The sequence below is a fragment of the Nocardioides endophyticus genome (assembly GCF_039543845.1).
Taxonomy (GTDB): domain Bacteria; phylum Actinomycetota; class Actinomycetes; order Propionibacteriales; family Nocardioidaceae; genus Nocardioides; species Nocardioides endophyticus.
In genome coordinates this window covers 30,430-54,968 of sequence record NZ_BAABKN010000042.1, presented here as the reverse complement: position 1 = coordinate 54,968, position 24,539 = coordinate 30,430, and the positions used below count along the sequence as shown (strand labels likewise).

21 protein-coding genes are annotated in these 24,539 nt (G+C 70.4%); 9 read left to right on the top strand and 12 right to left on the bottom strand.

Annotation, left to right across the window (positions count from 1 at the left end; translation table 11 throughout):
* Positions 1–313 precede the first annotated feature (313 nt).
* Positions 314–811, top strand: a complete 498-nt coding sequence (locus ABEA33_RS26965) for a pyridoxamine 5'-phosphate oxidase family protein (protein ID WP_345530245.1) — start codon at positions 314–316, stop codon at positions 809–811.
* A 173-nt stretch (positions 812–984) separates the two neighbouring features.
* Here ABEA33_RS26965 and ABEA33_RS26960 read toward each other — a convergent pair whose 3' ends face one another.
* The 4 genes from ABEA33_RS26960 to ABEA33_RS26945 form a co-directional block, all read right to left on the bottom strand.
* Positions 985–1,464, bottom strand: coding sequence for an SRPBCC family protein (locus tag ABEA33_RS26960; protein WP_345530244.1), 480 nt, complete (start codon positions 1,462–1,464; stop codon positions 985–987).
* 899 nt (positions 1,465–2,363) lie between these two features.
* On the bottom strand, positions 2,364–3,440 hold the full coding sequence (dmpG, locus tag ABEA33_RS26955) for a 4-hydroxy-2-oxovalerate aldolase (RefSeq protein ID WP_345530243.1): 1,077 nt from the start codon (positions 3,438–3,440) through the stop codon (positions 2,364–2,366).
* A 50-nt stretch (positions 3,441–3,490) separates the two neighbouring features.
* A complete protein-coding gene (locus tag ABEA33_RS26950; protein WP_345530242.1) occupies positions 3,491–4,396 on the bottom strand; it encodes an acetaldehyde dehydrogenase (acetylating) in 906 nt (301 codons plus the stop codon).
* 17 nt (positions 4,397–4,413) lie between these two features.
* Positions 4,414–5,226 (bottom strand): 2-keto-4-pentenoate hydratase, encoded by an 813-nt coding sequence (locus tag ABEA33_RS26945; protein ID WP_345530241.1) that lies wholly within the window; start codon positions 5,224–5,226, stop codon positions 4,414–4,416.
* Positions 5,227–5,260: 34 nt separating this feature from the next.
* Here ABEA33_RS26945 and kstD point away from each other — a divergent pair, with 34 nt between their 5' ends.
* The 4 genes from kstD (at position 5,261) to ABEA33_RS26925 (ending at position 10,270) form a co-directional block, all read left to right on the top strand.
* Positions 5,261–6,925, top strand: a complete 1,665-nt coding sequence (gene kstD, locus ABEA33_RS26940) for a 3-oxosteroid 1-dehydrogenase (RefSeq protein ID WP_345530240.1) — start codon at positions 5,261–5,263, stop codon at positions 6,923–6,925.
* A 54-nt stretch (positions 6,926–6,979) separates the two neighbouring features.
* On the top strand, positions 6,980–7,858 hold the full coding sequence (locus ABEA33_RS26935; protein WP_345530239.1) for a MaoC/PaaZ C-terminal domain-containing protein: 879 nt from the start codon (positions 6,980–6,982) through the stop codon (positions 7,856–7,858).
* Positions 7,859–7,967: 109 nt separating this feature from the next.
* Complete coding sequence (locus ABEA33_RS26930) at positions 7,968–9,728, top strand: hypothetical protein (RefSeq protein WP_345530238.1); 1,761 nt, start codon at positions 7,968–7,970, stop codon at positions 9,726–9,728.
* Positions 9,725–10,270: a hypothetical protein gene (locus ABEA33_RS26925; protein ID WP_345530237.1), complete on the top strand. Its 546-nt coding sequence runs from the start codon at positions 9,725–9,727 to the stop codon at positions 10,268–10,270. The genes ABEA33_RS26930 and ABEA33_RS26925 overlap by 4 nt, the downstream gene beginning before the upstream one ends.
* Positions 10,271–10,350: 80 nt before the next feature.
* Here ABEA33_RS26925 and ABEA33_RS26920 read toward each other — a convergent pair whose 3' ends face one another.
* Positions 10,351–11,556, bottom strand: a complete 1,206-nt coding sequence (locus ABEA33_RS26920; RefSeq protein WP_345530236.1) for a DUF480 domain-containing protein — start codon at positions 11,554–11,556, stop codon at positions 10,351–10,353.
* A 33-nt stretch (positions 11,557–11,589) separates the two neighbouring features.
* Here ABEA33_RS26920 and hrpB point away from each other — a divergent pair, with 33 nt between their 5' ends.
* Complete coding sequence (gene hrpB, locus ABEA33_RS26915; RefSeq protein ID WP_345530234.1) at positions 11,590–14,094, top strand: ATP-dependent helicase HrpB; 2,505 nt, start codon at positions 11,590–11,592, stop codon at positions 14,092–14,094.
* Here the strand turns inward: hrpB and ABEA33_RS26910 are convergent.
* Positions 14,091–14,687, bottom strand: a complete 597-nt coding sequence (locus ABEA33_RS26910) for a TetR/AcrR family transcriptional regulator (protein WP_345530233.1) — start codon at positions 14,685–14,687, stop codon at positions 14,091–14,093. The genes hrpB and ABEA33_RS26910 overlap by 4 nt on opposite strands.
* Before the next feature lie 83 nt (positions 14,688–14,770).
* On the opposite strand from ABEA33_RS26910, the gene ABEA33_RS26905 reads away from it, so the two are divergent.
* The gene (locus ABEA33_RS26905) at positions 14,771–16,195 is read left to right on the top strand and encodes an MDR family MFS transporter (protein ID WP_345530232.1); all 1,425 of its coding nucleotides are present in this window, start codon (positions 14,771–14,773) and stop codon (positions 16,193–16,195) included.
* An 89-nt stretch (positions 16,196–16,284) separates the two neighbouring features.
* Here the strand turns inward: ABEA33_RS26905 and bglX are convergent, their stop codons facing one another.
* Positions 16,285–18,603: a beta-glucosidase BglX gene (bglX, locus tag ABEA33_RS26900; RefSeq protein WP_345530231.1), complete on the bottom strand. Its 2,319-nt coding sequence runs from the start codon at positions 18,601–18,603 to the stop codon at positions 16,285–16,287.
* Between the two features lie 115 nt (positions 18,604–18,718).
* Here bglX and ABEA33_RS26895 point away from each other — a divergent pair, with 115 nt between their 5' ends.
* Together ABEA33_RS26895 and ABEA33_RS27570 are read left to right on the top strand one after the other, a co-directional pair.
* The gene (locus ABEA33_RS26895; RefSeq protein WP_345530230.1) at positions 18,719–19,450 is read left to right on the top strand and encodes a dienelactone hydrolase family protein; all 732 of its coding nucleotides are present in this window, start codon (positions 18,719–18,721) and stop codon (positions 19,448–19,450) included.
* A gap of 19 nt (positions 19,451–19,469) precedes the next feature.
* On the top strand, positions 19,470–19,661 hold the full coding sequence (locus ABEA33_RS27570; RefSeq protein WP_425577482.1) for a DUF1203 domain-containing protein: 192 nt from the start codon (positions 19,470–19,472) through the stop codon (positions 19,659–19,661).
* Between the two features lie 79 nt (positions 19,662–19,740).
* On the opposite strand, the gene ABEA33_RS26890 is transcribed toward ABEA33_RS27570, so the two are convergent.
* The 5 genes from ABEA33_RS26890 to ABEA33_RS26870 are packed head-to-tail and all read right to left on the bottom strand — an operon-like array spanning position 19,741 to position 24,446.
* Complete coding sequence (locus ABEA33_RS26890) at positions 19,741–20,904, bottom strand: lipid-transfer protein (protein ID WP_345530229.1); 1,164 nt, start codon at positions 20,902–20,904, stop codon at positions 19,741–19,743.
* Positions 20,901–21,329 (bottom strand): MaoC family dehydratase, encoded by a 429-nt coding sequence (locus ABEA33_RS26885; protein ID WP_345530228.1) that lies wholly within the window; start codon positions 21,327–21,329, stop codon positions 20,901–20,903. The genes ABEA33_RS26890 and ABEA33_RS26885 overlap by 4 nt, the downstream gene beginning before the upstream one ends.
* Complete coding sequence (locus tag ABEA33_RS26880; RefSeq protein WP_345530227.1) at positions 21,326–21,739, bottom strand: Zn-ribbon domain-containing OB-fold protein; 414 nt, start codon at positions 21,737–21,739, stop codon at positions 21,326–21,328. The genes ABEA33_RS26885 and ABEA33_RS26880 overlap by 4 nt, the downstream gene beginning before the upstream one ends.
* Positions 21,736–22,236 carry an FAS1-like dehydratase domain-containing protein gene (locus tag ABEA33_RS26875; protein WP_345530226.1) on the bottom strand — a complete coding sequence of 167 codons (501 nt, stop codon included), beginning with the start codon at positions 22,234–22,236 and terminating at the stop codon, positions 21,736–21,738. Before ABEA33_RS26875 ends, ABEA33_RS26880 begins: the two co-directional genes overlap by 4 nt.
* On the bottom strand, positions 22,233–24,446 hold the full coding sequence (locus tag ABEA33_RS26870) for an acyl-CoA dehydrogenase family protein (protein WP_345530225.1): 2,214 nt from the start codon (positions 24,444–24,446) through the stop codon (positions 22,233–22,235). Before ABEA33_RS26870 ends, ABEA33_RS26875 begins: the two co-directional genes overlap by 4 nt.
* Positions 24,447–24,539: the final 93 nt, after the last annotated feature.

Below are 24,539 nucleotides of genomic sequence, written 5' to 3'. Positions count from 1 at the left end.
CCACGCCTCGTCAGCGGTGCCCGGCGGGCTGCAGACCGATAGTGAGCCACACCGGTTGAACTGGTGGGCAGCCGCATAGAGAGCTTCCCGCCGGACACCTGGACCGAGTCTGGCCAGACACCGATCCTGCAGGGAAGTGTCTAGTAGCCGCGAACCGGCCACACTGACATGCCGAGATCCGGTCGAGTCCGTGGATCGTCAAGACAAGGACTCTGCGTGCTGACACCGGTCGGGCGACCGCGACTTGCGAGGCAGCGGCGGAGAAGGCGTGGGGGCTCGATGAGTCCGCTGCCCAGTAGCGGTCGATACCAGCATGACGACCGGACAGATCGACGACCGCTTCGGCGACCCCGCGGCGGTGGCTCCCTCGTGGGAGTCCGTGGAGGGACTGCTCGACCGGGCCGAGCTCTACTGGTTGACCACCGTGCGCTCCGACGGACGCCCGCACGTGACACCGCTCGTAGGTGTCTGGAGCGACGGGTGCTTCGCGTTCTGCACCGGTGTTGGTGAGCAGAAGCACGTCAACCTTCAACACTCCCCGCGCGTAGCCGTGACGACCGGGAGCAACAGCTGGAAGTCCGGCACAGACGTCGTGGTCGAGGGGACCGCGCAGCGGGCCACAGGACGCGAGCGGCTTCGGCCGCTCGCCGAGGCGTGGCGGCGCAAGTACGGCGATGACTGGGCATGGGACGCCGACGACGAGGGCTTTACGGCCGGTGATGGCAGCCGCCCGTGGGTGTACGTCGTACCGCCGGCGAAGGTGATCGTCTTCGGCAAGGACCCACATTCGCAGACAACCTATCGCCCCTGAGACGTTCCACGAAGATCACCTTGGCACCCTCCCGGCCCACTGCGATCACCGTGCAGGTGCGGCGCGCTGATCCATCCGCACCGACGTGCCCATCTCGTCGATCTGGCGGGCTCACACCCGCCGGCATCGACGCGTACGACGCCCTGGTCCCGAGCGTCACTCACCGCGACAGCCTAGGTAGACATCGCGCCGAGGACGTCGGGGTTCTCGCAGGCTCGGGCGAACGCGGCGATCCGGGCTCGGATCTCGCGGCCGAGCAGCCACCGGCCGATCGGGTCGGCGAGCGGGCCAAGCCAGGCGGGGCGGGCGGACCAGGTGTACTTCCACACGGCTCGGGTCCCGGACACCCCGGCCCGGTCCTCGGGACTGAAGCGCCAGCCGCCGCCGAAGGACGCGAAGAACCACGGCCCCTTCTCCATCGTCATGCCGACCGAGGTCGGCGGGCGGTAGGAGACGTAGCGGCTGATCATCGTCGGCCCGACGCGCGCCTTGGTCAGGGTGCGAACACCCTTGCCGGGCCGGTCGGCGTCGATCAGGTGCTGGTACCGGATGAACGGGTCCCAGCTCAGCCGGAGCTCACCGGTCGTCTGCGAGACGGCGAACGCCGTGTCGGGTGGGACCGGGACCCACGCCTCCGCCGTAACCTGTGGCATGCGCGCAGCATGCCACGGGGTACGGCGGAGGCGGGGAGATGCCCCCTGTCCGCCTCGTCAGCGACGGGTCGCGGTGACGATCCGGCACTCCAGTCGACGACCAGCCCGGTCCCCTCGTCGTCGAGGCGACCGGCCGCGGAGAACGTCGGCCGTAGAAGGTGAGGAACAGGTCGGCGAGCCCGGCGCCGTCGGCGAAGCGCTGGCGCACCGTCGACGTCACCGACTGCACGTCCGTGACGGTGTCGCCCAGCGTCGTGTCGTAGACACGGCCAAGCAGGTGGTGCGGAAGGCGCAGCCCCAGGCGGGAGGCCAGGAGCTGCCGGGACGGCGAGAGAGGAACACGGTGACCGCCTCGGACCGCGGACAGCAGGGCGAGAGACACCAGGTGGCCCGTCAGCGGCGGCTCACCGGCGTCGGCGCGGTAGAACGCCACCTCCAGGGCGTGCAGCTGAGGGTCGGGAACAGAGCGGAGCTCCCCGGTCGCGGGCGAAGGCGAGCCCCTGCTCCCACAGGCTCGTCTTCCCGACACCGGGCTCACCCTCCAGTACGAGCACGCCTGTGACCCCCTGGTCGGTCGACCAGGCGACGGATTGCTGCGAGCTCGTCCTCACGCGCGACCAAGCCACCCGGCTGCGGAGCGATGCCGGTCGCGTCGGGCGGGGACAGGCCCGTGGACGCATGATGGCAGCCTCGGGCGCGCCCCGCATCGGCCCTCGACGAGGGCGAGAGCCTCGGCGGGCTACAGGGGTCGGTTCCCGACTCCGACCTGGGTGCACACCTCGTCTACTCGCCGTACCCGGTCGACGGGCAGGACACCGGCACCGACGTCTCTGTCGAGATCGCCGCCTTCCCCGCGGTCTTCGCCTGCCGCATGGAAGAGCGGGCGATCGCCCTCGCGGCTACGCCGCGCCGGAGTCCGCTCGGATTTTGTCCTGCTCCGCCTTCAGCATCAGCGCGATGTCGATGAGCTGGTCCTCCTGGCCGCCGATCAGCTTGCGGCGACCGGCCTCGAGCAGGATCTTGGCGCCGGAGACGCCGTAGCGGTCGGCGGCGTTGCCGGCGTGCTTGAGGAACGACGAGTACACCCCGGCGTACCCCATCATCAGGGTCATCCGGTCGAGCTGGCACTCCTCGGGCATGGCCGGCTTGATGACATCCTCGGACGCGTCGACGATGGTGAGGAAGTCGATGCCGGTCTTCCAGCCGAGCTTGTCGCAGACGCCGACGAACGCCTCGAGGGGCGTGTTGCCGGCGCCGGCGCCAAAACGGCGGACCGAGCCGTCGATCTGGGTCGCGCCGGCGCGGGCGGCTATGACGGTGTTGGAGACGCCGAGGCCGAGGTTCTCGTGGCCGTGGAAGCCGACCGTGGCCTCGTGGCCGATCTCTCCGACGACCGCGGCGACCCGGTCGGCGGTCTGCTCCATGACGAGCGCGCCGGCAGAGTCCACGACGTACACGCACTGGTTGCCGGCGTCGACCATGATCCGCGCCTGCTTGGCGAGCACCTCGGGCGGCTGGGTGTGGCTCATCATCAGGAAGCCGACGGTCTCCAGGCCGAGCTCACGAGCCAGGCCGAAGTGCTGGATCGAGGTGTCGGCCTCGGTGCAGTGCGTGGCTATCCGGCAGATCTGGCCGCCGTTGTCCTGCGCCGCACGGATGTCGTCCTTGGTGCCGACGCCCGGGAGCATCAGGAACGCGATCTTGGCGCGCTTCGCGGTCTCGGCCGCGATCCTGATCAGCTCCTGCTCAGGCGTCTTCGAGAAGCCGTAGTTGAACGACGAGCCGCCCAGGCCGTCACCGTGGGTCACCTCGATCACCGGGACGCCGGAGTTGTCCAGCGCCTCGACGATGTCGTGCACCTCCTGTGCGGTGAACTGGTGCCGCTTGTGGTGCGAGCCGTCGCGCAGGCAGGTGTCGGTGAGGCGCAGGTCGAGGTCGTCGGACCAGGTGCGGGTCAGGGTGTTGATGTCGCTCATCAGGTTGCCTTTCGGGTTCCGGGGTTTCGAGACGGCGCTAGCGCGCCTCCTCAACCACCGGCGGCGAGGATCGAACGGGCGATGTTCTGACCGACCTGCGTCGCGGCGGCGGTCATGATGTCGAGGTTGCCGGCGTACGGCGGCAGGAAGTCGCCCGCGCCCTCGACCTCGACGAAGACAGAGACCTTGGTCTGGCCCTGGGTCGCGGCCGACGGCTCGTCGATCTGCGGCTCCTGGAGCAGCCGGTAGCCCGGCACGTACTCCTGCACTGCCTTCTCCATCGCGAAGATGCTGGCAATGATCGCGTCGCGGTCGGCGTCCGGAGCGACGGCGCAGTAGATGGTGTCGCGCATGATCATCGGCGGCTCGGCCGGGTTGAGGATGATGATCGCCTTGCCTCGCGCGGCTCCGCCGATCGTCTCCACCCCGGACGACGTGGTGCGGGTGAACTCGTCGATGTTGGCACGAGTGCCAGGCCCGGCCGACATGGACGAGACCGACGCGACGATCTCGGCGTACGACACCGCGGCCGCGCGGGAGACCGCAGCCACCATCGGGATCGTCGCCTGGCCACCGCAGGTGATCATGTTGACGTTCATCGCGGCGACGTGCTCCTCGCCGTTGACCGGCGGGATGACCGCGGGGCCGACCGCGGCCGGCGTCAGGTCGATCGCGCGGATGCCGGCCTCCTCGTAGCGCGGCGCGTACTCCCGGTGCACGTACGCCGAGGTCGCCTCGAAGATCAGGTCGGGCAGCTCGTCCTGCTTGAGCAGCCAGTCGACTCCCTCGTGGGTCGACTCGAGGCCCTTGTCCGCGGCCAGCTTGAGGCCCTCGGACGACGGGTCGACGCCGATCATCCAGCGCGGCTCGATCACGTCCGACCGGAGAAGCTTGTACATCAGGTCGGTGCCGATGTTGCCCGGCCCGACGATCGCGGCGGTCAGCTTCTTGGTCATGCTCACTCCTCGGCAGGTCACTCGACGAACTGGACGCGTAGCGGTGCGAACCCGCTGATGGTGGCCTCGACCCGGTCCCCCGGGGCGAACGGCACGAACGGGCCGAGGGCCCCGGACAGGATCAGGTGGCCGGCGCGCAGCGGGTCGCCGAACCGGTAGGCCTGGACGGCGAGCCAGCGCAGCGCCTCCAGGGGGTCGCCGAGGCAGGCCGCACCGTTGCCGGACGAGCGCTCCTCGCCGTTGATGGTGAGTGACATCGTGACGTCGCGCGGCTCCAGCTCGTCGAGGCTCCGGCCGTCGCGGCCGACGACGAAGAGACCGCTGGAGGCGTTGTCGGCGACGGTGTCCGTGAAGCCGATCGCCCAGTCGGCAATCCGGGAGTCGACGATCTCCAGCGCGGGCAGCGCGATCTCGACGGCGTCGCGGACCAGCTTGATCGTGATGTCTGCCTCGTCGGCCGGGTCGATGTCCTTCGCGAGCACGAAGGCGACCTCGCCCTCGACCCGCGGCTGCACCAGGGTGCGCATCGAGATCGGGTCGGCACCGTCGAGAGCGCCGGCACTGACGTCCATCTCGTCGAGCAGGTAGCCGAAGTCCGGCTGATCGACGCCGAGCTGGCGCTGGACGGCCTCGGACGTCGCGCCGATCTTGCGACCGACGACGGTGGCGCCAGCTGCGAGGCGCGCCTGGACCAGCCCCTGCTGCACGGCGTACGCCGCCTCGAGGTCGTCGGTGCCGATCAGGTCACGCACGGGCGCGCACGGCACCCGGGTCGCCAGCGCCTGTGAAAGGCGCGCCACGGCGGCCGCGATCGAGTCCTGGGAGGTCACGAGAGCATAGTAGAACCTGTTACAGTTTCTGGCCATGGAGACCCCCCTTCCCGCCGAGGTAGACGTGGTTGTGATCGGCGCGGGCGCTGCTGGGATGTCCGCTGCCCTTGCGGCCGGAGACCACGGCCTCGAGACCGTGCTGCTGGAGAAGAGCGCCTACTTCGGCGGCTCGACCGCACGCAGTGGAGGCGGCGTCTGGATCCCCGGCAACTACGCCCTCAAGGCCGCCGGCCAGGACGACCCGCTCGAGAACTCCAAGCTCTACCTCGACTCGATCGTCGGCGACGTGGTGCCGAAGGTCCGCCGCGACACCTACGTCGACCGCGGTGCCGAGGTGATGGAGTTCATCAAGGCCAAGACGCCGGTGCGCTTCACGTGGGTGCCGGACTACGCCGACTACCACCCCGAGCAGCCGGGCGGGCGGCCGAAGGGTCGGACTGTGGAGCCGATCCCGATGGACGCGCGCTTCCTCGGCGACGAGCTGGACCACCTGCACCCGCCGTACACCAAGGCTCCGGCCAACATGATCGTCACCCAGGCGGACTTCCGGAAGATCAGCCTGGGGCTCCGGACGATTCGCGGGCCGATCACGATGGTGAAGGTCACGCTCAAGCGACTGGTCAGCCTGCTGCTCCGTCGCCGGATGTACGCCATGGGCAACGCGATCGCGATCGGCCTGCGCAAGGGCCTGCAGGACTCCGGCGTGCCGGTCCACTACGAGACCGAGCTGCAGGACCTGGTCATCGAGGACGGCCGGGTCGTCGGCGTACGCGTCGTGCGCGACGGAGCCGAGTCCGTCGTCCGCGCCCGCCGTGGCGTGATCCTCGGCAGTGGTGGTTTCGAGCGCAACGCCGAGCTGCGTGAGAAGTACCTTCCTCAGCCCACCTCCGCGGACTGGACGACGGGCTCGCAGTTCAACACCGGCGGAGGGCTGCTCGCCGGTGTCGCCGCCGGCGCCGAGGCCGACCTGATGGACGACGCCTGGTGGGGTCCGACGATCCCGCTGCCGGGTCGTCCGTGGTTCTGCCTGGCCGAGCGCAACCTGCCCGGCTCGATCATCGTCAACAGCGCGGGCGAGCGCTTCATGAACGAGGCGCTCCCGTACGTCGAGGCCGTCCACGAGATCTACAAGGGCGAAGCCACCGGCGTGGGGCATGTGCCGGCCTGGATGGTCATCGACCAGCGCTACCGCAACCGCTACGTCTTCGCCGGCCTGATGCCGCGTCAGCCCTTCCCCGGGCGTTGGTACAAGAGCGGCGTGGTCAGGAAGGCGGACACCATCGAGGCACTGGCCACCGAGATCGAGGTGCCGGCCGAGTCGCTCGCCGCCACCGTCGAGAGGTTCAACGGCTTCGCGAAGTCCGGCACCGACGAGGACTTCCACCGTGGCGAGAGCGCGTACGACAAGTACTACTCGGACCCCACGGTGAAGCCGAACCCCTCGCTGCACAGCATCGACGAAGGCCCGTTCTACGCCGTGAAGATCGTCCCCGGCGACCTCGGCACCAAGGGTGGGCTGGTCACCGACGAGCAGGCCCGCGTGCTGCGCCCTGACGGGTCCGTGATCCCCGGCCTGTACGCCGCGGGCAACGTGTCGTCGGCCGTCATGGGCCACACCTACCCCGGACCCGGCGGCACGATCGGCCCCGCCCTGGTGTTCGGCTACCTCGCCGCCGAGGACATCGTCAACGGTGGTTGAGGGCGAAGACGCGCCAGCGCCGTCTCGAAACCCCGCACCCGAAGGAGACATCGCATGCCCATCGATCCCGACGTCGCGATCGGCGCCGAGCTCAGCTCGCTCGACTTCTCATGGTCCGAGAGCGATGTGCTGCTCTATCACCTCGGCATCGGTGCCGGTTCCAAGCCAGGCGACAACCTCTCCCCCACAGCGCTGCGCTTCACCTTCGACGGTCCGGGCCTGCAGGTGCTGCCGTCGTTCGGGGTCGTGGCACCGACGTTCCACATGACCGACCCGCCGCCGCTCGACCTGCCGGGCTGCGACATCAACCTCGCCCAGGTCGTGCACGGCTCGCAGTCGATCGAGCTGGCCGGACCGGTGCCGACCTCCGGCACAGCCACCGTGACGACCCGCATCAGCGAGATCTGGGACAAGGGCAAGGCCGCGGTGATCTGGCAGGAGGGCACCGCCACCTCGCCGTCCGGCGAGCGGCTGTGGACCACCCGGTCGTCGATCTTCGTCAAGGGCGAGGGCGGCTGGGGCGGTGACCGCGGCTCGTCCACACCGGTCGAGATCCCCGACCATGAACCAGACGCCGACACGACGTACGACGTGACGCCGCAGCAGGCGATGCTCTACCGGCTCTGCGGCGACCGCAACCCGCTGCACGCCGACCCCGACTTCGCTAAGGCTGCCGGGTTCCCGGCACCGATCCTGCACGGGCTCTGCTCCTACGGCATCGTGCTGCGGACCCTCACCGAGGAGCTGCTCGACGGCGACGCGACGCAGGTGACCGGGTTCGGCGTGAAGTTCGCCGGCGTGATCTTCCCGGGCGAGACGATGCGGGTGCGCGGCTGGCGCGAGGACGGTCGAATCATCGGCTCGGCGACGGTCTCCGGGGGCGAGCGGGACGGTGCTCCCGTGCTCGGCGACGTGGTGCTGACGACCGCCTGAGTTACCGGTCCGGGCGGTTCAGACCACCTCATCCACGTTCGTCGACCAGATGGTCTGGACGTTTCCGCTGTGGAATCCTGAGCGCGATCGTTGTCGTTCGAGGAGTCCGATGGCCAAGAACCTCCTGAAGAAGCTGACGTCGAAGAAGAAGTCGACGTCGAAGTCCGAGAGGAAGGACTCGTCGAGCCCGGCACCGACCAATCCGGTGCCGCTGCCGGTCATCGGCCGCCACCGGACGACGTCCGGTGCGCCCCAGCGCCCCCGGTCGTCCATCACGATCGGCGCGAACCGGACACCCCAGCCCCCGCCGCTCACCACGTTGCAGAAGTGGTCCCCGGGCACGAAGAGCGGGTCGCCGGCACCCGGCCCGGCGCTGATCGGGCGTGGCCGCGGCAGCTCGGCGCCAGAGGTCCGCGCCGAGGACGAGAAGGCGCCGTACACCGCCAACTACAGCTACACCTCACCCGGCGCGAGTCTCTTCGAGGACGACAAGGACTCCGGGCCCTACAACAACGAGGTCGGCAACGCGCCCTACAAGGTGACGGAGTTCGACCCCGAGGACGACAAGGACTCCGGGCCCTACAACAACGTGGCCTACTCCTCGACCGAGCAGCTGCGCCAGATGGTGGAGGACGAGAAGGACGGCGGTCCGTACAACAACATCAAGTACGGCACCCAGGAGGACCTCGACGCCATGCTCGAGGCCGACGATGACAGCGACTACCGCTCCGAGGACGACGAGCTTCTCTACCAGAACGTCGACGAGGCTCCCGAGCAGGAGCAGGAGCAGGAGGAGGTCGCGCCGCCGCCCACCAGGACGACGGCGTCGAAGGAGACCCCCGCCGTACGCGCGCACCGCGCGTGGCTGGTCGCCCAGCTGAGCAAGGACTACGAGCACGAGCGCAACGTCCAGCGCGCGGACCTCGCCAAGGCCGCCGGCGGTCTCGCCCGCGACATCAAGCTGTGGTGGGAGCTGATCGACGAGCTCGAGCTCGTCGATCAGAGCGACCCGGAGGAGCTCGCCGACGCCCTGGACTACGCCCCCAACAACCATCCGATCCGTGCCCTCACGACCGTCGCCGAGGCTCTCGAGATGGCCAGGAAGATGCACGCGATCAAGCTCGAGACGGCCCGGCGCCAGGAGCTGCCGGTGACCGAGGAGGGTGAGCTCGGCGACATCAGCGGCCGACTGGTGAAGTACGACGACGAGGCGGCCCAGGAACGGAGCCTCGTGCTCGTCGGCGGCAACAGACTCTTCCGCAACGACGACAAGAAGACCCCGGTCGACACCTTGCAGAGCTCGACCTTCCACTCGGGCCTCGGCGCCGAGATCTTCGTCGTCGGCATGGGCAACGACATCCACATGGCGTCGCACAAGATCGGCAAGTTCCACCACTCGAGCCTGCTCGGCGGCGCGACCGTCTCGATGGCCGGCGAGATGCAGGTGACCGACGGCAAGATCGACTGGGTCTCCAACAAGAGCGGCCACTACTCACCGACCGTCGTGCAGCTCCAGCAGTTCCTGCACCACCTGGGCAAGGACGTGCCGCTCACCTTCCCCGTGCTGGGCTGGGGGGTGCCGAAGGGCGTCACCGCGCAGCAGCTCGTCGACGGCGTCGACGAGAACGGCCAGCTCCAGCAGAAGAAGAGCCACAACTACCAGAAGACGCAGGCGATGCTGACCGCTTGGAAGGACCTGGTCGGCAAGGACGCCATGAAGAAGGTCCTGAAGGCCAAGGGCTGGAAGCTCGATAAGTGGAACGGCGAGTGGGAGGTCGAGGATGCCAACTACCAGGCGGTCCCGCCGGAGTCGGTGCGGCAGGCGATGAAGGAAGCCTTCCCGGACAAGAAGCCGGTCGGCGAGAAGTGAGCGCCGACCCGATCGACGCACTGCTCTCGACCACCGATCTCGATGGTCTGATGACTGCCGTCGATGCGCTGCCGGCGGACGCCGACACCGCCCGGATCGGCGGCGTCGTCGAGGCGTGGGCAGACCCGCAGGGTGTCGCCAACGTGCTCATGCACCCGTCCGTCATCCCGTCCTCGCACCGTGTCGCCGCGGTGCTGCGTGGCCTGCGATCGGAGGGCTACCTGCGGCTCGCCGCCACCGTCGGCGTCGGGCACCTGTCGCCGACCGAGCTTCCCGACGGCGTACGGCGTGAGCTGCTGGACGCCCTGCTCGATGTGGTGGCGTCCGACGCCGGACCGGCCGGCGTACGCGCGTCCGCCGAGATCGGTCCCCTGCTGCTCGCCGACGAGGTCGAGCTGCTCGACGACCTGGCGGCGCACCCCGTCGACGCCGTACGCCACAACCTGACGCAGGCCGGTCTCGGCGTCACCGCGCCGGACGCGCGCGAGCCGGTGCTGCTCCCCTACCTCCCGGACTACGCGGAGTACCTCGACGCGCGCTGACGCTCAGCTCCGAAGTGCCTGGCGCACCGGGCGCGAACCGCAGACGGATGCAAAGGACGAGGCGGCCGGCGGTCATCGAGTCAGCCCTGCTTCCTCGCGACGACGTAGAGGCGGTTGGTGGTCTCGCCACGGCGGGTGAGTGGGCCGCGGTGGTACCACTCGATGTCGACCAGGCCGGCCGCCGCGACCAGGGCAGCCACGTCCTCGGGCTCGTTGAAGACGAAGTCCAGGTCAATCGGCACGTCGAACCACTCAGCGTTGTGGCGTACGGCGGACCCCGCGTGCATCCCGAGCACCAACCAGCCGTCGGCCGCGAGCGGTCGCGCGAGCGCGGCGATGGCGTCGGGCAGCTCGGAGGCGGCGAGGTGGATCAGTGAGTACCAACCCAGCACCGCCGACCAGCCCGGCGCGGAGGTCGGGCGCATCAGCTGGCGCAGGTCACCGACCTCGTAGGTGCCGTCGGGGAAGCGGCGCCGTGCCTCCGCGATCATCGCGGGCGACAGATCGATGCCGGTCGCGTCGGCGCCCCCGTCGGCGAGGTAGGCCGTCACGTGACCCGGGCCGCAGCCGACCTCCACCACCGGTCCCTCGTCGGCGTGGGCGACCACCCGGTCGAGCAGCCAGCGCTCGAACGGCAGGTCGCTCACCTCGTTGACGAGCTCTTCGGCGTACACCTCCGCCACCGCGTCGTACGACGCGCGCACCCGGGCGTCCCGGGCAGCGCTGCCCTCGGCGAGCACGCTCTCGCGGTCGACAGCAGGGACGGCCGCGACCGGTGCTGACTCGGGCGGGTCGCCGAGCAGGTGCATCCACCGGCTGTCGCGGTCGCCGCTGCGTCGCGGCAGCTCGGACACCAGCCCGCGCTCGGCCATCCGGCGCAGCGTCTCCTCAGCCGCCCCGCGGTCGGAGAAGGCGTGCAGCCGCTCGGTGCGGGTCTTCAGCTCACCTGGCGCCTGCGGGCCGCGCAGCAGCAGCACCGTCAGCAACGCCCGCTCGTCGTCGGCGAGCTCCAGCCGCTCGTCGACCGTCTGGTGGTACTTCAGCGTCCGCCGGCCGGTGTCGGACCAGACGATCCGCACCAGCCCGGCCTCCTTGAGCCGACGGGCCGCCTGCTCGACGGTGTGCTCGTCGTACTCGGTGACGGGATCACGGCTGCTGGTCTGGTTGCACGCGGTGCGGAGGGCGTTGAGAGACAGCGGGTACGACGCCGGCACGGTCACCTGCTTCTCCAGCAGGCTGCCGAGGACGCGCTGCTCCTCCAGGTCGAGGACAGGCAGGTCGGGCACGACCCCGACCTTACTGACCGCCAGACTGTCCCCGTGCCCGCCGACCGGATCCAGCGCCTCCTCGCGGAGCCGCCCGACCTGCCGGTGCGCACCGGGCTGGCGGAGATCACCGCGGCCCTCGACGCCACGGGCACGGTCGTCGTGCAGGCACCGCCCGGCACCGGCAAGACCACCCTCGTCCCGCCGGCGGTGGCCGCCCTCGTGAACGGGCGCGTGGTCGTCACACAGCCGCGCCGGATCGCTGCCCGAGCCGCGGCCAGACGGTTGGCCCAGCTGTTGGGCGAGCCGGTCGGTGAGACCGTCGGCTACTCGGTGCGAGGCGACCGCAAGGTCGGTGCCCGCACCCGGATAGAGATCGTGACGACCGGCGTCCTGCTCCGCCGCCTCCAGCGCGACCCGGAGCTGCCCGGCATCGCCGCCGTGATCCTCGACGAGGTGCACGAGCGCCAGCTCGACGCCGACCTGACGCTCGCGATGCTGGTGGACGTGCGGGCCAACCTCCGGCCCGACCTGTTGCTGGTCGCCATGTCCGCCACCGTCGAGGCCGAGCGCACCGCTGCCCTCCTGGGAGGCCCGGCGTCCGTCGTCGCGGTGCCCGGCGCGCTGCACCCGGTGACCGAGGTGTGGTGCCCCCTGCCCGCCGGCGTACGACGCAGCGACGACCGGGGTCTGACGCCGCGCTTCCTGGACCATGTCGCCGCGTGCGTACGCCGAGCCCTCGCCGAGCAGGCCGGCGACGTGCTGGTCTTCCTGCCCGGCGTGGGCGAGGTGTCGGCGGTCGTGTCCCGGCTGGCGGGAGTCGACGCCGACGTACGCCCGCTCCACGGCCGGCTGCCACCGCGGGAGCAGGACCTCGCGCTGACTCCCGGCGACCGACGCCGGGTGGTCGTCTCGACCGCCGTCGCGGAGTCGTCGCTGACGGTGCCCGGCGTGCGCGCGGTCGTGGACGCGGGGCTCTCGCGCCAGCCGCGCACCGACCACCGCCGTGGGCTGGCCGGACTCGTCACGATCGGCGTCAGCCGCGCCGCCGCCGAGCAGCGCGCCGGCCGGGCCGGCCGTGAGGGACCGGGCAACGTCTACCGCTGCTGGTCCCAGGCCGAGCACGCCCATCTGCCGGCCCACCCGGAGCCAGAGATCGCGACGGCGGACCTCACGTCGTTCGCTTTGGAGATCGCCGCCTGGGGACACCCCGACCCGGCCGGGCTCGCCCTGATGGACCAGCCTCCCGCCGTGGCGATGGCCGCCGCCCGGTCTACGCTCGCCGGCCTCGGTGCCGTGACAGGGGACGGCTTGGTCACGGACCGCGGTCGGGAGATCGCCCGGATCGCCGCCGACCCGCGGCTCGCCCGCGCACTCCTTGACGGGGCTGCGGTCGTCGGCGCCCACCGCGCCGCCGAGATCGTGGCCCTGCTGTCCGAGGACGTGCGCGCTCCCGGCGGCGACCTGGTGGCGGCGTTGCGGGGGGTCCGGCGCGGGGGCCCTGGTGCCGGCGCCTGGGCTGCGTCGGTCAAGCAGCTGCAGGGCTCGCTCCCGTCACAGGAGATCGGCACCGCCGAGCGGATCGGCGACGACGTCGCCGTCGGGCTGGTCGTCGCGCTGGCTCATCCCGACCGCATCGCCCGCCTGCGACCGGGCGGTACGGCGTACCTGATGACCTCGGGCACCGGTGCCGTGGTGGCCGCGGGATCCTCGCTCGCCGGCCTGCCCTGGCTGGCGATCGCCGACGCGGACCGCCGACCGGGTGTCCGCGACGCCACGGTCCGGTCAGCCGCACCCCTCGGCGAGGACCTCGCTCTCGAGGCAGCCACCGCGCTCTGGCACGAGTCCGAAGAGGTGGCGTGGTCCGACGGTCGGGTGGTCGCCCGCCGGGTCGTCGCGCTCGGAGCGATCGAGCTCAGCTCGGTCACGGTCACCGACCCGCCGCCGCACCTGGTCGCCGCCGCCGTCCGCGAAGGCCTGCGTCAGGACGGGCTCTCGCTGCTGCCGTGGTCCGAGCCCGCCACTGCCCTGCGAACGCGGATGGCCTTCCTGCACCGGGCTCTGGGCGATCCCTGGCCCGAGGTGTCCGACAAGGCCCTGGCTGCCGGCATCGAGACCTGGCTCGGCCCCGAGCTCGCGCGCATCCGCGGCACCCGCGACCTGCGTCGGATCGACGTGCTCACGGCCCTGCGCAGGCTGCTCCCCTGGCCGGAGGCCGGTCGCCTCGACGAGCTCGCGCCCGAACGTGTGCGGGTGCCGAGCGGGTCCAGCGTGCGGGTCGACTACGACGGCGACCAGCCCGTGCTCGCCGTACGCATCCAGGAGGTCTTCGGCTGGACCGCGGCGCCGGCGCTGGCCGACGGCAGGGTGCCCCTGCTCCTGCACCTGCTCTCCCCCGCGCGTCGGCCGGCCGCCGTCACCGCAGACCTGGCGTCCTTCTGGGCCACCGGCTACCCGCAGGTCCGCTCCGAGCTGCGCGGCCGCTATCCCAAGCACGCCTGGCCGGAGGACCCCGCCGCCGAGCCACCCACGCGTGGCGTACGACGCCCCGGTCGCTAGCGGCGTGTCGCGAGGGGCAGGAAGACCTCGTCGACGATCGAGACCATGACGTCGTCCGGCACCCGCCCCAGCCGCATCAGCGCCTCGTGGCGGAACAGGTCGAACGCCACGTTGACCACCCGCGGCGTCAGCCCCTCGCGCTCCACCTCGCCCCGCTCGACCGCCTGGTCGATGATCACGTCGAGCACCGTCGGCCCATCGTCGAGGACCAGGCGGCGCAGGTCGTACGGCGACGTGCCGGTCTCCTGGAAGTAGCCGCCGAGGAACGCCGTGATCAGGGCCATCAGCCCGATCCGCTTGTCGTTGGTGTGGCGCATCACGGCGAGCATGTCGTCGCGCAGGCTGCCCGTGCTGGGGACCTCCGCCTTGTCGCGGCGCCCGACGAAGGTGATGGCTGCCTCGGTGAGCTCCCTCTTGCTCGGCCAGCGCCGGTAGACGACCGTCCGGCTGGTGCCGGCCCGCTGCGCGACGGCGTCGAAGGTCAACGCGCCGTACCCGACCTCGGTGAGCTCGTCCCACGTCGCTTGCAGGAGGGCCTCCTCCAGCTCGGCGCCGCGTCGGCGTCGGGCGACGGGCTGCTCGTCAAGATCCACTTGCGTATCTTATCGCTCGGACCTACGGTGGCCACAAGAGACAGTCACGTATCTAATTCCGCACACACTTCCGGAGCCCGCCCATGTCCCAGCAGGCCGTCGCACCGACACCCGGTGCCGCGCTCGACCCGCAGCTCAAGCGCATCGCCGCCGCGGTGATCACCGGCGCCATCGCCGTCATCCTCGACACGACGATCGTGAGCGTCGCGATCCACGAGCTCGGCAGCGAGCTGGACGCATCGGTCAGCACCATCCAGTGGGTGAGCACGGCCTACCTGCTGGCCATGTTCGTCGCCATCCCGGTCACCGGGTGGGCCCAGAGCCGAGTGGGCGCGAAACGGCTCTGGCTGATGGCGCTGACACTGTTCCTGGTGGGCTCGGTGCTCTGCGCGCTCGCCTGGAACGTCGAGAGCCTGATCGCGTTCCGCGTCGTCCAGGGACTCGGCGGTGGCGTGATGATGCCGCTGATGACAACGATCCTGATGCAAGCGGCGCACGGGCAGAACGTCGGCCGGCTGATGGCCGCCGTCAGCCTCCCGGCCGCGCTCGGCCCGATCCTCGGTCCCGTCATCGGCGGCCTGATCCTCAACTACCTGTCGTGGGAGTGGCTCTTCCTCGTCAACGTCCCGCTCTGCCTGGTCGGGCTCTACCTGGCCGTCCGGCTGCTCCCGGCCGACCGGGACGCCGTCCGGCCGGTGCCGCTCGACGTGGTCGGGATGCTGCTGGTCTCCCCCGGTGTCGTCGCGGTCATCTACGGTCTGGCGAACGTCGGCGGCGAGGGCGGCTTCGGCCGCGCCGACGTGATCGCCCCGTTGGTGATCGGCCTCGTGCTGCTCGCCGCCTTCGCGGCCTGGTCCGTCCACGCTGGCGAGCGTGCCCTGGTCGACGTACGCCTCTTCCGACACCGGGCACTGACGTCGTCCTCCGCGTTGCTGTTCCTGGCGGGCCTCGGCTTGTACGGGTCGATGCTGCTGCTGCCGCTCTACTGGCAGGAGGTGCGCGGCCAAGACGCCCTCGGCGCCGGCCTGCTGCTCATCGCCCAGGGCGTCGGCGCGCTCGGCTCGCGGAGCCTCGCCGGCCGCCTCACCGACACGATCGGCGGCCGCTGGGTCGCGGTGGGCGGGTTCGCCGTCCTCGCGGTGGCGACCGTCCCGTTCGCGTTCGCCACGCCGACCACCAGCGAGACGTTCCTGATGGCGGCGCTGTTCGTCCGCGGGCTCGGGTTCGGCGCCGTCACCATCCCGCTGATGACCGGCGCCTACTTCGGCCTCGAGCGGGATGAGATCCCGCACGCGAGCATCATCACCCGGGTCGCGATGCAGCTCGGCGGCTCCTTCGGCGTCGCCGTCCTGGCCGTGATCCTGGCCAGCAACGCCGCCGGCGCCACCTCCCTCGCCGGCATCGCGGAGGCCTTCGACGTCGCCTTCTGGTGGGCCATCGGGTTCACCGTGCTGGCCGTCGGGCTGTCCTTCCTGCTGCCGGCGAAGCCTGCCCGAGTCGAGGCCTGAGGCGCTCAGGTCACCAGCAAAGGGTCCAGGAACGAGTCGATCGCGAGGATGCGGCCGCCGCCGTCTGTGATCCGCCCGTCATGACGAACTCATCGCGTCACCTCGAACCTCTTCGTCAGGGTGGCCGTCGAGTCGTCTCCGGCGTACACCTGGATGGCGCCGGGCTCGACCACGAACTTCCCGCGGTTGTCGTAGAAGCCGAAGTCGCTCGCGTCGAGCGTGAAGCGCACCGTGGTCGACTCCCCCGGCTCCAGCGTCACGCGCTCGAATCCGCGCAACCGGCGGACCGGCTGGGAGATGCTCGCAACCGGGTCGTGGAGGTAGACCTGGGCGACGTCGTCACCGGCGACGTCACCGGTGTTGGTGACCTTCATCGAGGCGACCACGCTCCCCCTCCGGGAGACCGAGGCCCGGCTGAGCCTGAGGTCGGAGACGTCGAACGTCGTGTAGCTCAGCCCGAAGCCGAACGGGAAGAGCGGATCGCAGGTGCGCAGGTCGCGGTAGCGCGAGTTGTACTTCTGCGTGACGTCGCACGGCCGGCCGGTCGGCTCGTGGTTGTAGTAGATCGGCACCTGGCCGAGAGTCTGCGGGAAGGAGACCGGCAGCTTGCCGCCCGGATTGACCTTGCCGAAGACCACGTCGGCGACGGCGTTGCCCGCCTCGACGCCGGGGAACCACGCCTCGAGCACCGCCGGTGCGGACCCGACCACCCCGGACAGGGTCAACGGCCGACCGTTGAAAAGCACGACCACGAACGGCTTGCCGGTCGCCGCGATCGCGTCGATCAGCTCCTGCTGCTTGCCCGGCAGGTCGATGGTCGACCGCGAGGCCGCCTCGCCACTCATCTCGCGGGTCTCCCCCACCGCGAGCACCACCTGGTCGGCGGCGTTCGCTTTGGCGACGGCCTCGGCGAAGCCGGCGTCGGACGGGCAGTCCTGAGACGGGTCGTAGTCGGCCGGCTCCTTGTTGCTCAGCGCGCAGCCTTGAGCGTACGTCGTGGTCGCGGACGACCCGTCCGTGATGCCCTGCAGCACGCTGACGGCGTCGGCGTCCTCACCCTTGCCCCACCACGGGCCGAGCATGTCGTGCTGGGCGTCGCCGAGCGGTCCGATCACCGCTGTCTTCTTCGACGGGTCGAGCGGCAGCGTCTGGCCCTTGTTCTGGAGCAGCACCATCGACCGCGCGGCAGCCGTGCGTGCGGCCGTGCGGTCGGCTGTCGTGAGGAAGCTCGCCGGGTCGGTGGCCTTGGCCTGGTCGACGTACGGGCGCTCGAACAGCCCCGCGCGGAACTTGACGCGCAGGATCCGGCGTACGGCGTCGTCGAGCCGCTTCATCGAGATGCGGCCGTCGGCGAGCAGCTGCTTGCCGTAGTCGCGGATGTAGGTGCTGACCATCTCGGAGTCGGTGCCGGCCGTCAGTGCGTTGGCGGCCGCAGCGGGTCCGTCGGCCGCCGTGCCGTGGCCGCACGGGCCCTCGTCGGGCGTCTTCGGCGGGCAGGCGCGGGTCTCGGCGACGGCGGTGTAGTCACTCTCGATGAAGCCGTCGAAGCCCCACTCCCTCTTGAGGATCTGGGTCTCGGTGTAGCCGTTGGCGCAGCCGGGCACGCCGTTGAGGGAGTTGAACGAGCACATCACCGTGTCGGCACCGGCATCGACAGCGGCCTTGAACGGCGGCAGGTAGAGGTTGCGCAGCGTCTGCTCCGACATGTCAGTGGTGCCGTAGTCGCGACCACCCTCGGGGTCGCCGTACGCCACGAAGTGCTTGACGCTCGTGACGGCGCGGTCGGGCCGGCTGTAGTCGTTGCCCTGCGCGCCCTTCACCCGAGCCGCCGCGAACACCGAGCCGAGGTAGGGGTCCTCGCCGTTGCCCTCGACGATCCGGCCCCATCGCGGCTCGTGGGAGACGTCGACCATCGGGCTGTAGATCTGCTTGATGCCGACCGTCGTCGACTCGCGGGCGCCGATCGTGGCGTCTGCTTTCGCGACGTCGGGGTCGAACGAGCTGGCAGCGCCGAGCGGCACCGGGAAGATGGTCCGGTAGCCGTGGATCGTGTCGTAGGCGAACAGGATCGGGATGTGCAGCCGGGACTGCGTCATCGCGATCCGCTGGTAGTGGTCGATCTTCGCCGGGTCGGTGAGGCTGAACACGCCGCCCACCCCGGCCTTCGCGTCGGCATCTGTGATCTGGCCGTCCGAGAGCAGCTGCACCTGTTGCAGCTTCTCCGCCGTCGTCATCTGCGACAGCAACCTGTCGACCCGGTGCTCTATCGACCGGCTCGGATCCCCACGCGTGGGCGCCAAGGCTCGTTCGTCGGCCGATCCTCCGTCGCGTGCCAGCACACTGCCGGCGGTCAGGGAGCCGACCACCAACACCCCGGCCACCACCGTCGCACTCATCATCCTGTTCATGGGTTCCTCCGCGCGCTTCCCGCAGCTGGTGGCCGGCAGATACCGGCCACCAGGTCCCCTTCCCCGTGATCCACGTCACAAACGGGATCGGGTCGGACGCCGCCATACTGCGGGCATGACCCTCCTCGACAGCTGGACGCAGTCGTCCCACACCGCCGACGGGGTCACCCACCCGACGTACCGCAAGGGCACCGGCCCCGGAGTGGTCGTCATCCACGAGATCCCCGGTCTCACCCCCGAGGTCATCGCATTCGCCGAGGAGGTCGTCGATGCGGGCTTCACGGTGGTCCTCCCGCACCTCTTCGGAACTCCCGAGCGGCCGATGTCGCCGGCGTACGTCGGCAAGGTGCTGCCCAAGCTCTGCGTGAGCAGGGAGTTCACGACCATGGCCACTGGGAAGACCTCGCCGATCGCGGTGTGGCTGCGCTCGCTGGCCCGCTCGTTGCACGGCGAGCTCGGCGGGCCGGGCGTCGGCGCGCTCGGGATGTGCTTCACGGGTGGGTTCGCCCTGGCGATGATGGTCGACACGTCCGTCGTCGCGCCGGTGCTCGCTCAGCCGTCGCTGCCGTTCCCGGTCGGCCGTAGGCGAGCCGCCGACCTCAACCTGTCGCCGGCCGACCTCGCCGACGTCCGCGCCCGCGCGGCCGGCGGCTGCCAGGTCCTCGGCCTGCGCTACCGGGGCGACGTCGCGGTCGGCACCCGCTTCGACACGCTCACCGAGGAGATCGGCGACGCGTTCATCCGGGTCGAGTTCTCGGGCAAGGGTCACTCGACACTGACCGAGCACCGCCAGCAGGAGGGCGTCGACCGGGTGCTGGCCTTCTTCGACGAGAAGCTGCACGGCTGACAGGTCCGATTCCCGCCAGATCGACGCGTGTCCGGCCGACAGGCTCCGCGCGTACGACGCCCGCGGCTGGATCCACCCGGCGACGCGGACGCACGACGGCAGCGACGCTGCCGACGTCCTCGCCGCCGTACTGGCCGAGCCCGGCGTCGCGCTCGTGCACAGTCGCAACGTGGCGTACGGGTGCTACCTGTTCGCGGCCACCGCAGACTGACTTCTCAGCCTTTGCTGTCGCTTCTCGGGCGTTGCGATGCCTGAGAAGCGACGGTTTCCCCGGTGCACCGGGGAAACCGTCAGACAGACAGGACCAGCCCGCTCGTCGGGACGCCGGTGCCGGCGGTGACGACGAGGTGCTCGATGTCGTCGACCGGGTTGACCGAGGTGCCGCGGATCTGGCGGACGCCCTCGGCGATGCCGTTCATCCCATGGATGTAGGCCTCGCCGAGCTGGCCACCGTGCGTGTTGAGCGGGAACTTCCCGTCCACCTCGATCGCGCCGCCGGCGATGAAGCCGGGCGCCTCGCCACGACCGCAGAAGCCGAGCTCCTCCAGCTGCATGAGCACGTACGGCGTGAAGTGGTCGTAGAGGATGCCCATCCGCATGTCGCTCGGGCCGAGGCCGGATTGGCGCCACAGCTCGCGACCGACGACGCCCATCTCGGGGATGCCGACGTCGTCGCGGTAGTACGACGTCATCACGAACTGGTCCGCACCGCTCCCCTGCGCCGCCGCCGAGATGTACGCCGGCTTCTGCTTCAGGTCGCGCGCCCGCTCGGCCGACACCACGACCAGCGCCACCGCGCCGTCGGACTCCTGGCAGCAGTCGAGCAGGTGCAGCGGGTCGACGATCATCCGCGAGGCCTGGTGATCCTCGATCGTGATCGGCTTGCCGTAGAAGAACGCGTGGGGGTTGTTGGCCGCGTGCCGTCGGTCGGCCACCGCGACGGCGCCGAAGTCGGCGGAGGTGGCGCCGTACTCGTGCATGTAGCGGGTCGCTTGCATCGCGACGGTCGCCGCCGGAGTACCGAGCCCCATCGGGTAGGACCACGCGTTGTCGAGGCCGTTGGTGTTGACCTGGGTCGCGGCGGCGACGGAGAACTGGCCGAAGCGCGACTCGGAGCGCTCGTTGAAGCCGCGGTAGCAGACCACGACGTCGGCGACACCGGTCGCGACGGCCATCGCGGCCTGTTGCACGGTCGCGCAGGCGGCGCCGCCGCCGTAGTTGATCCGGCTGAAGAAGCGCAGTTCCTTGATCCCGAGCTCACGGGCGACCGCGATCTCGGAGGAGGTGTCCATGGTGAACGTCGTGAGCCCGTCCACGTCGTCGGTGGTCAGACCGCAGTCGGCGAGCGCGTGCTGGACGGCCTCGACGGAGAGCTGGAGCTCGGAGCGACCGGACGCCTTGGAGAACTCCGTCGCACCGATGCCGGCGATGGCCGCTTTGCGGTAGAGGCTCATGGGCGGCCTTCCGAGGTCTCGGCAAGCTCGACCGCCGGGGGTGCGACCACCCGTACGGTCCCGGTCACGTGGTCGCCGAGCGACACCGACCCGACGACCTTGATCGTCGCGATCCCGTCCTCGACCGACTCGACGGTCCCGTTGAAGGTCAGGGTGTCGTAGGGGTGCGCGGGCGCGCCGAGGCGGATCGCGATCCCCTTGAGCTCCGCGTCCTGGCCGAGCCAGTCCACGACGTACCTCTCGACCAGCCCGTTGCTGGTCAGGATGTTCATGAAGATGTCCTTCGACCCGGCCGCCTGCGCGATGTCCCGGTCGTGGTGGACGTCCTGCCAGTCGCGGGTCGCGATCGCGGTGCTCACGATCGTGGTCGGCGTCATCGGCAGGCTCCACTCGGGGATCTGCTGCCCGGCTTCCAACGTCTTCACAGCTTCCTCCAGATCGGCAGCGTCAGCTCGTCGTCGATGCGGCGGTAGTCCACGCGCAGCCGCATCCCGATCTCGATCTCGGCGTCCTCCCCAGAATCGGACACAGCGTCCACGACCTCGCCGACCATCCGGACGCCCTCGTCGAGGTCGACCAGCGCGATCACGATCGGCAGCTCCTTGCCGGGCACGGGCGGGTAGCGGTGCACGACGTACGAGAAGACCGTGCCGGTGCCGGCCGCCACGACGTGACCGCGGTCGAACTTCCCGCACTCGACGCACGTCGGGCCGGGCGGGAAGCGGAGCACGCCGCAGGCGTTGCACTTCTGGATGCGCAGCTCGCCGGCCGCCGTACCGTCCCAGAAGAACTGCGAGTCCCGACCCATCATCGGCCGGATCACACCGGCGGTCATGGCTTCTCCCCCTTCCTCTGAACAGGGACGAACTTGAGCACCCGGAAGAGCATCGTGGCCACGACCTCGTCACCGACGTACCAGGTGTTGCGCGACGTCACGAAGTAGCCCTCGCCCATCGCGGTCTTCTTCGGCCCGACCACCGAGTCCAGCGCGGTGGTCACCCGGAGCTCCTCGCCCACGCGCAGGTAGCGCTCGTAGGTCTGCTCGCAGTTGGTGCCGAGCACGGCGGTGTAGCCCGCGTCGGTGAGGACCTCCATCATCCGGCTCAGCGGGTCGTCGTCGGGACGGCGCCGACCGAGCCCCGGCATCGTCCAGACCTGCGCCATCGACGGCGGCGCCTCGCCGGTGCGGAAGCGCTCGTTGTCGTAGCCCATCGCGTCGAGCCAGGTGCCGATCGTCGCCTGGTTGACGGCGTACGGCGCCTTCGACTCCGACGCCTCGCCGAGCGCCTTGATCCGCTCGGCCTCGGCCATGATCGTGTCGTGGGCGCTCATCGGGGCACCCGCGGCATCCCGAGGCCGAACATGGCGATCAGCTCGCGCTGCACCTCTTGCACACCCCCACCGAAGGTGAGGACCAGGTTGCGCTTGGCCTGTCCGTCCAGATAGGTCATCAGGTCGCCGGTCTCCTTGTCCGAGGGGTCGCCGTAGCGGTGCACGATGTCGACCAGCGATGCCGAGAGGTGCTGCACCTGGTCGGCCGCGAAGACCTTCGACGACGAGGCGTCGCCGACGGAGATCTCGCCGACCGCGGCGGCGCGGGCGACCTCCCAGTTGAGCAGCTCGTTGACCCGGAAGACCGCGGTCACCTCGCCCATCACCCGGCGTACGTCGGGGCGGTCGATGACGCCTGCTTTCGTGGCCCAGTCGGCGACCCGGTCACGCAGTCCCTCGATGCGGCCGGCGGGGCCGAGCATCACGCGTTCGTGGTTGAGCTGGGTGGTGATCAGCTTCCAGCCCTGGTTCTCCTCGCCGACGAGCATGTCGACGGGGACCCGCACGTCGTTGAAGTACGTCGCGTTGACGTGGTGCGAGCGGTCGGCCGTGATGATCGGCGTGAACGAGTAACCCGGGTCCTTCGTGTCCACGATCAGGATCGAGATGCCCTTGTGCTTGGGCGCGTCCGGGTCAGTGCGTACGGCGAGCCACAGGTAGTCGGCCTGGTGGCCGCCCGTGGTCCACATCTTCTGCCCGTTGACCACGTAGTGGTCGCCATCTCGCTTCGCCGACGTGCGCAGCGACGCGAGGTCGGTGCCGGCGTCGGGCTCGCTGTAGCCGATCGCGAAGTGCACGTCGCCGGCGAGGATCCGCTTGAGGAAGAGATCCTTCTGCTTCTGGGTGCCGTACTTGATCAGCGTGGGCCCGACGGTCTGCAGCGTCACTGCCGGCAGGTGCACGTCGGCCCGCTGGGCCTCGTTGGCGAAGATGGTCTGCTCGATCTCGCCGAGCCCGTGGCCGCCGTACTCCTTCGGCCAGCCGACCCCCATCCAGCCGTCCTCGCCCATTTGGCGCACCACGCGCTGGTAGGTCTCGCCGTGCCGGTCGAGCGCCACATCCCGGTGGTCGCCCCCCTTGCGCAGAGTGTCGGCCAGACCGGTGAAGTAGTCCCGCAGCTCGGCCTTGAGTGCGCGCTGCTCGGCGGTGAGCTCGAGGTTCTTGGTCGTCGGGTCCTCGACGTGCACGTCGTCGGCCTGCACCTCGAGCGCGTGCACGATGTCGGTGACCCACGAGAAGTAGCGCTGCATCGGGTAGGTGATGTCGGCGCCCATGCCCCCGTGCAGGTGGTGGCAGGTGCGCATCGCACCGGGCGCCTCGTGGCAGGCCCAGTACGCCGCGACGGCCAGGTCGTCGGCGACGTCGATGCCGTTGGCGATCCGCCAGGCGGCGTTGTCGGCGGCCAGGTCGAGCGTCCGCGAGGCGATGTAGACGTCGGCGATCTGCATCGCGACCGCCTGGAACTCCGCCAGCGACCGGCCGAACTGCGTGCGCCCCTTGATGTACGTCGCCGTGAGGTCACGCGCGCCGACCACCAGGCCGGCTGCGGTCAGGGCGAGGCCGGCGACCGCGAGGTCGCTCAGCACCCGAGCGGCGTCCTCGCCGGGCAGCAGCTCGGCGGGCGCGCCGTCGAGGACGACGGTGTGCTGAGGGGTGCCGTACGACGACCCGGACTCCAGCAGCTCCACGCCCGGTCCGTGCGGGTCGACCAGCGCGACCACGGCGCGGTCCCCGTCGGTCGCGGTCACCAGGAGGCGGGCCGCGCGGCCGGCGTACGTCACGCCGATCTTGCGGCCGGTGACCTTCCCGTCGGCGTACGTCGTGCCGGTGGTCGAGCCCGTGCCCACCTCGCGCCACGCGGGGGTCAGCAGCGTCTCGCCCGAGGCGACCCCGGGCAGCAGCGCGGCGCGCTGCTCCTCGGAACCGACCGCCGCGAGCGTCAGAACCCCGCAGCAGAGCGTCTCCCACACCGGGAGCTGCACCGCCCGCTGGCCGGTCTCGCGCAGGAGCACGGCCACCTCGGGCAGGCCGAGGCTCTCGCCACCCTGGGCCTCGGGCACCGGCAGCGCCAGCAGGCCAGCAGCGGCGAACGCCGCCCAGGCCGCGTCCGCCCCGTCCGGTGTCTCCGGCTCGGCGGCCCGGTCCAGGGCCTCACGAACGACCGAGCGGACGGCCTCGACCGACTCCGCAGTCTGGGGGTCTAACGTCACGTGCATCTCCTACGACCGTCTCGGGTACGAACGGAACGGCAAAACTGTAACCTGTTCTACATCAGCCCGTCGCGATGGTCGAGAGTGAGGGTC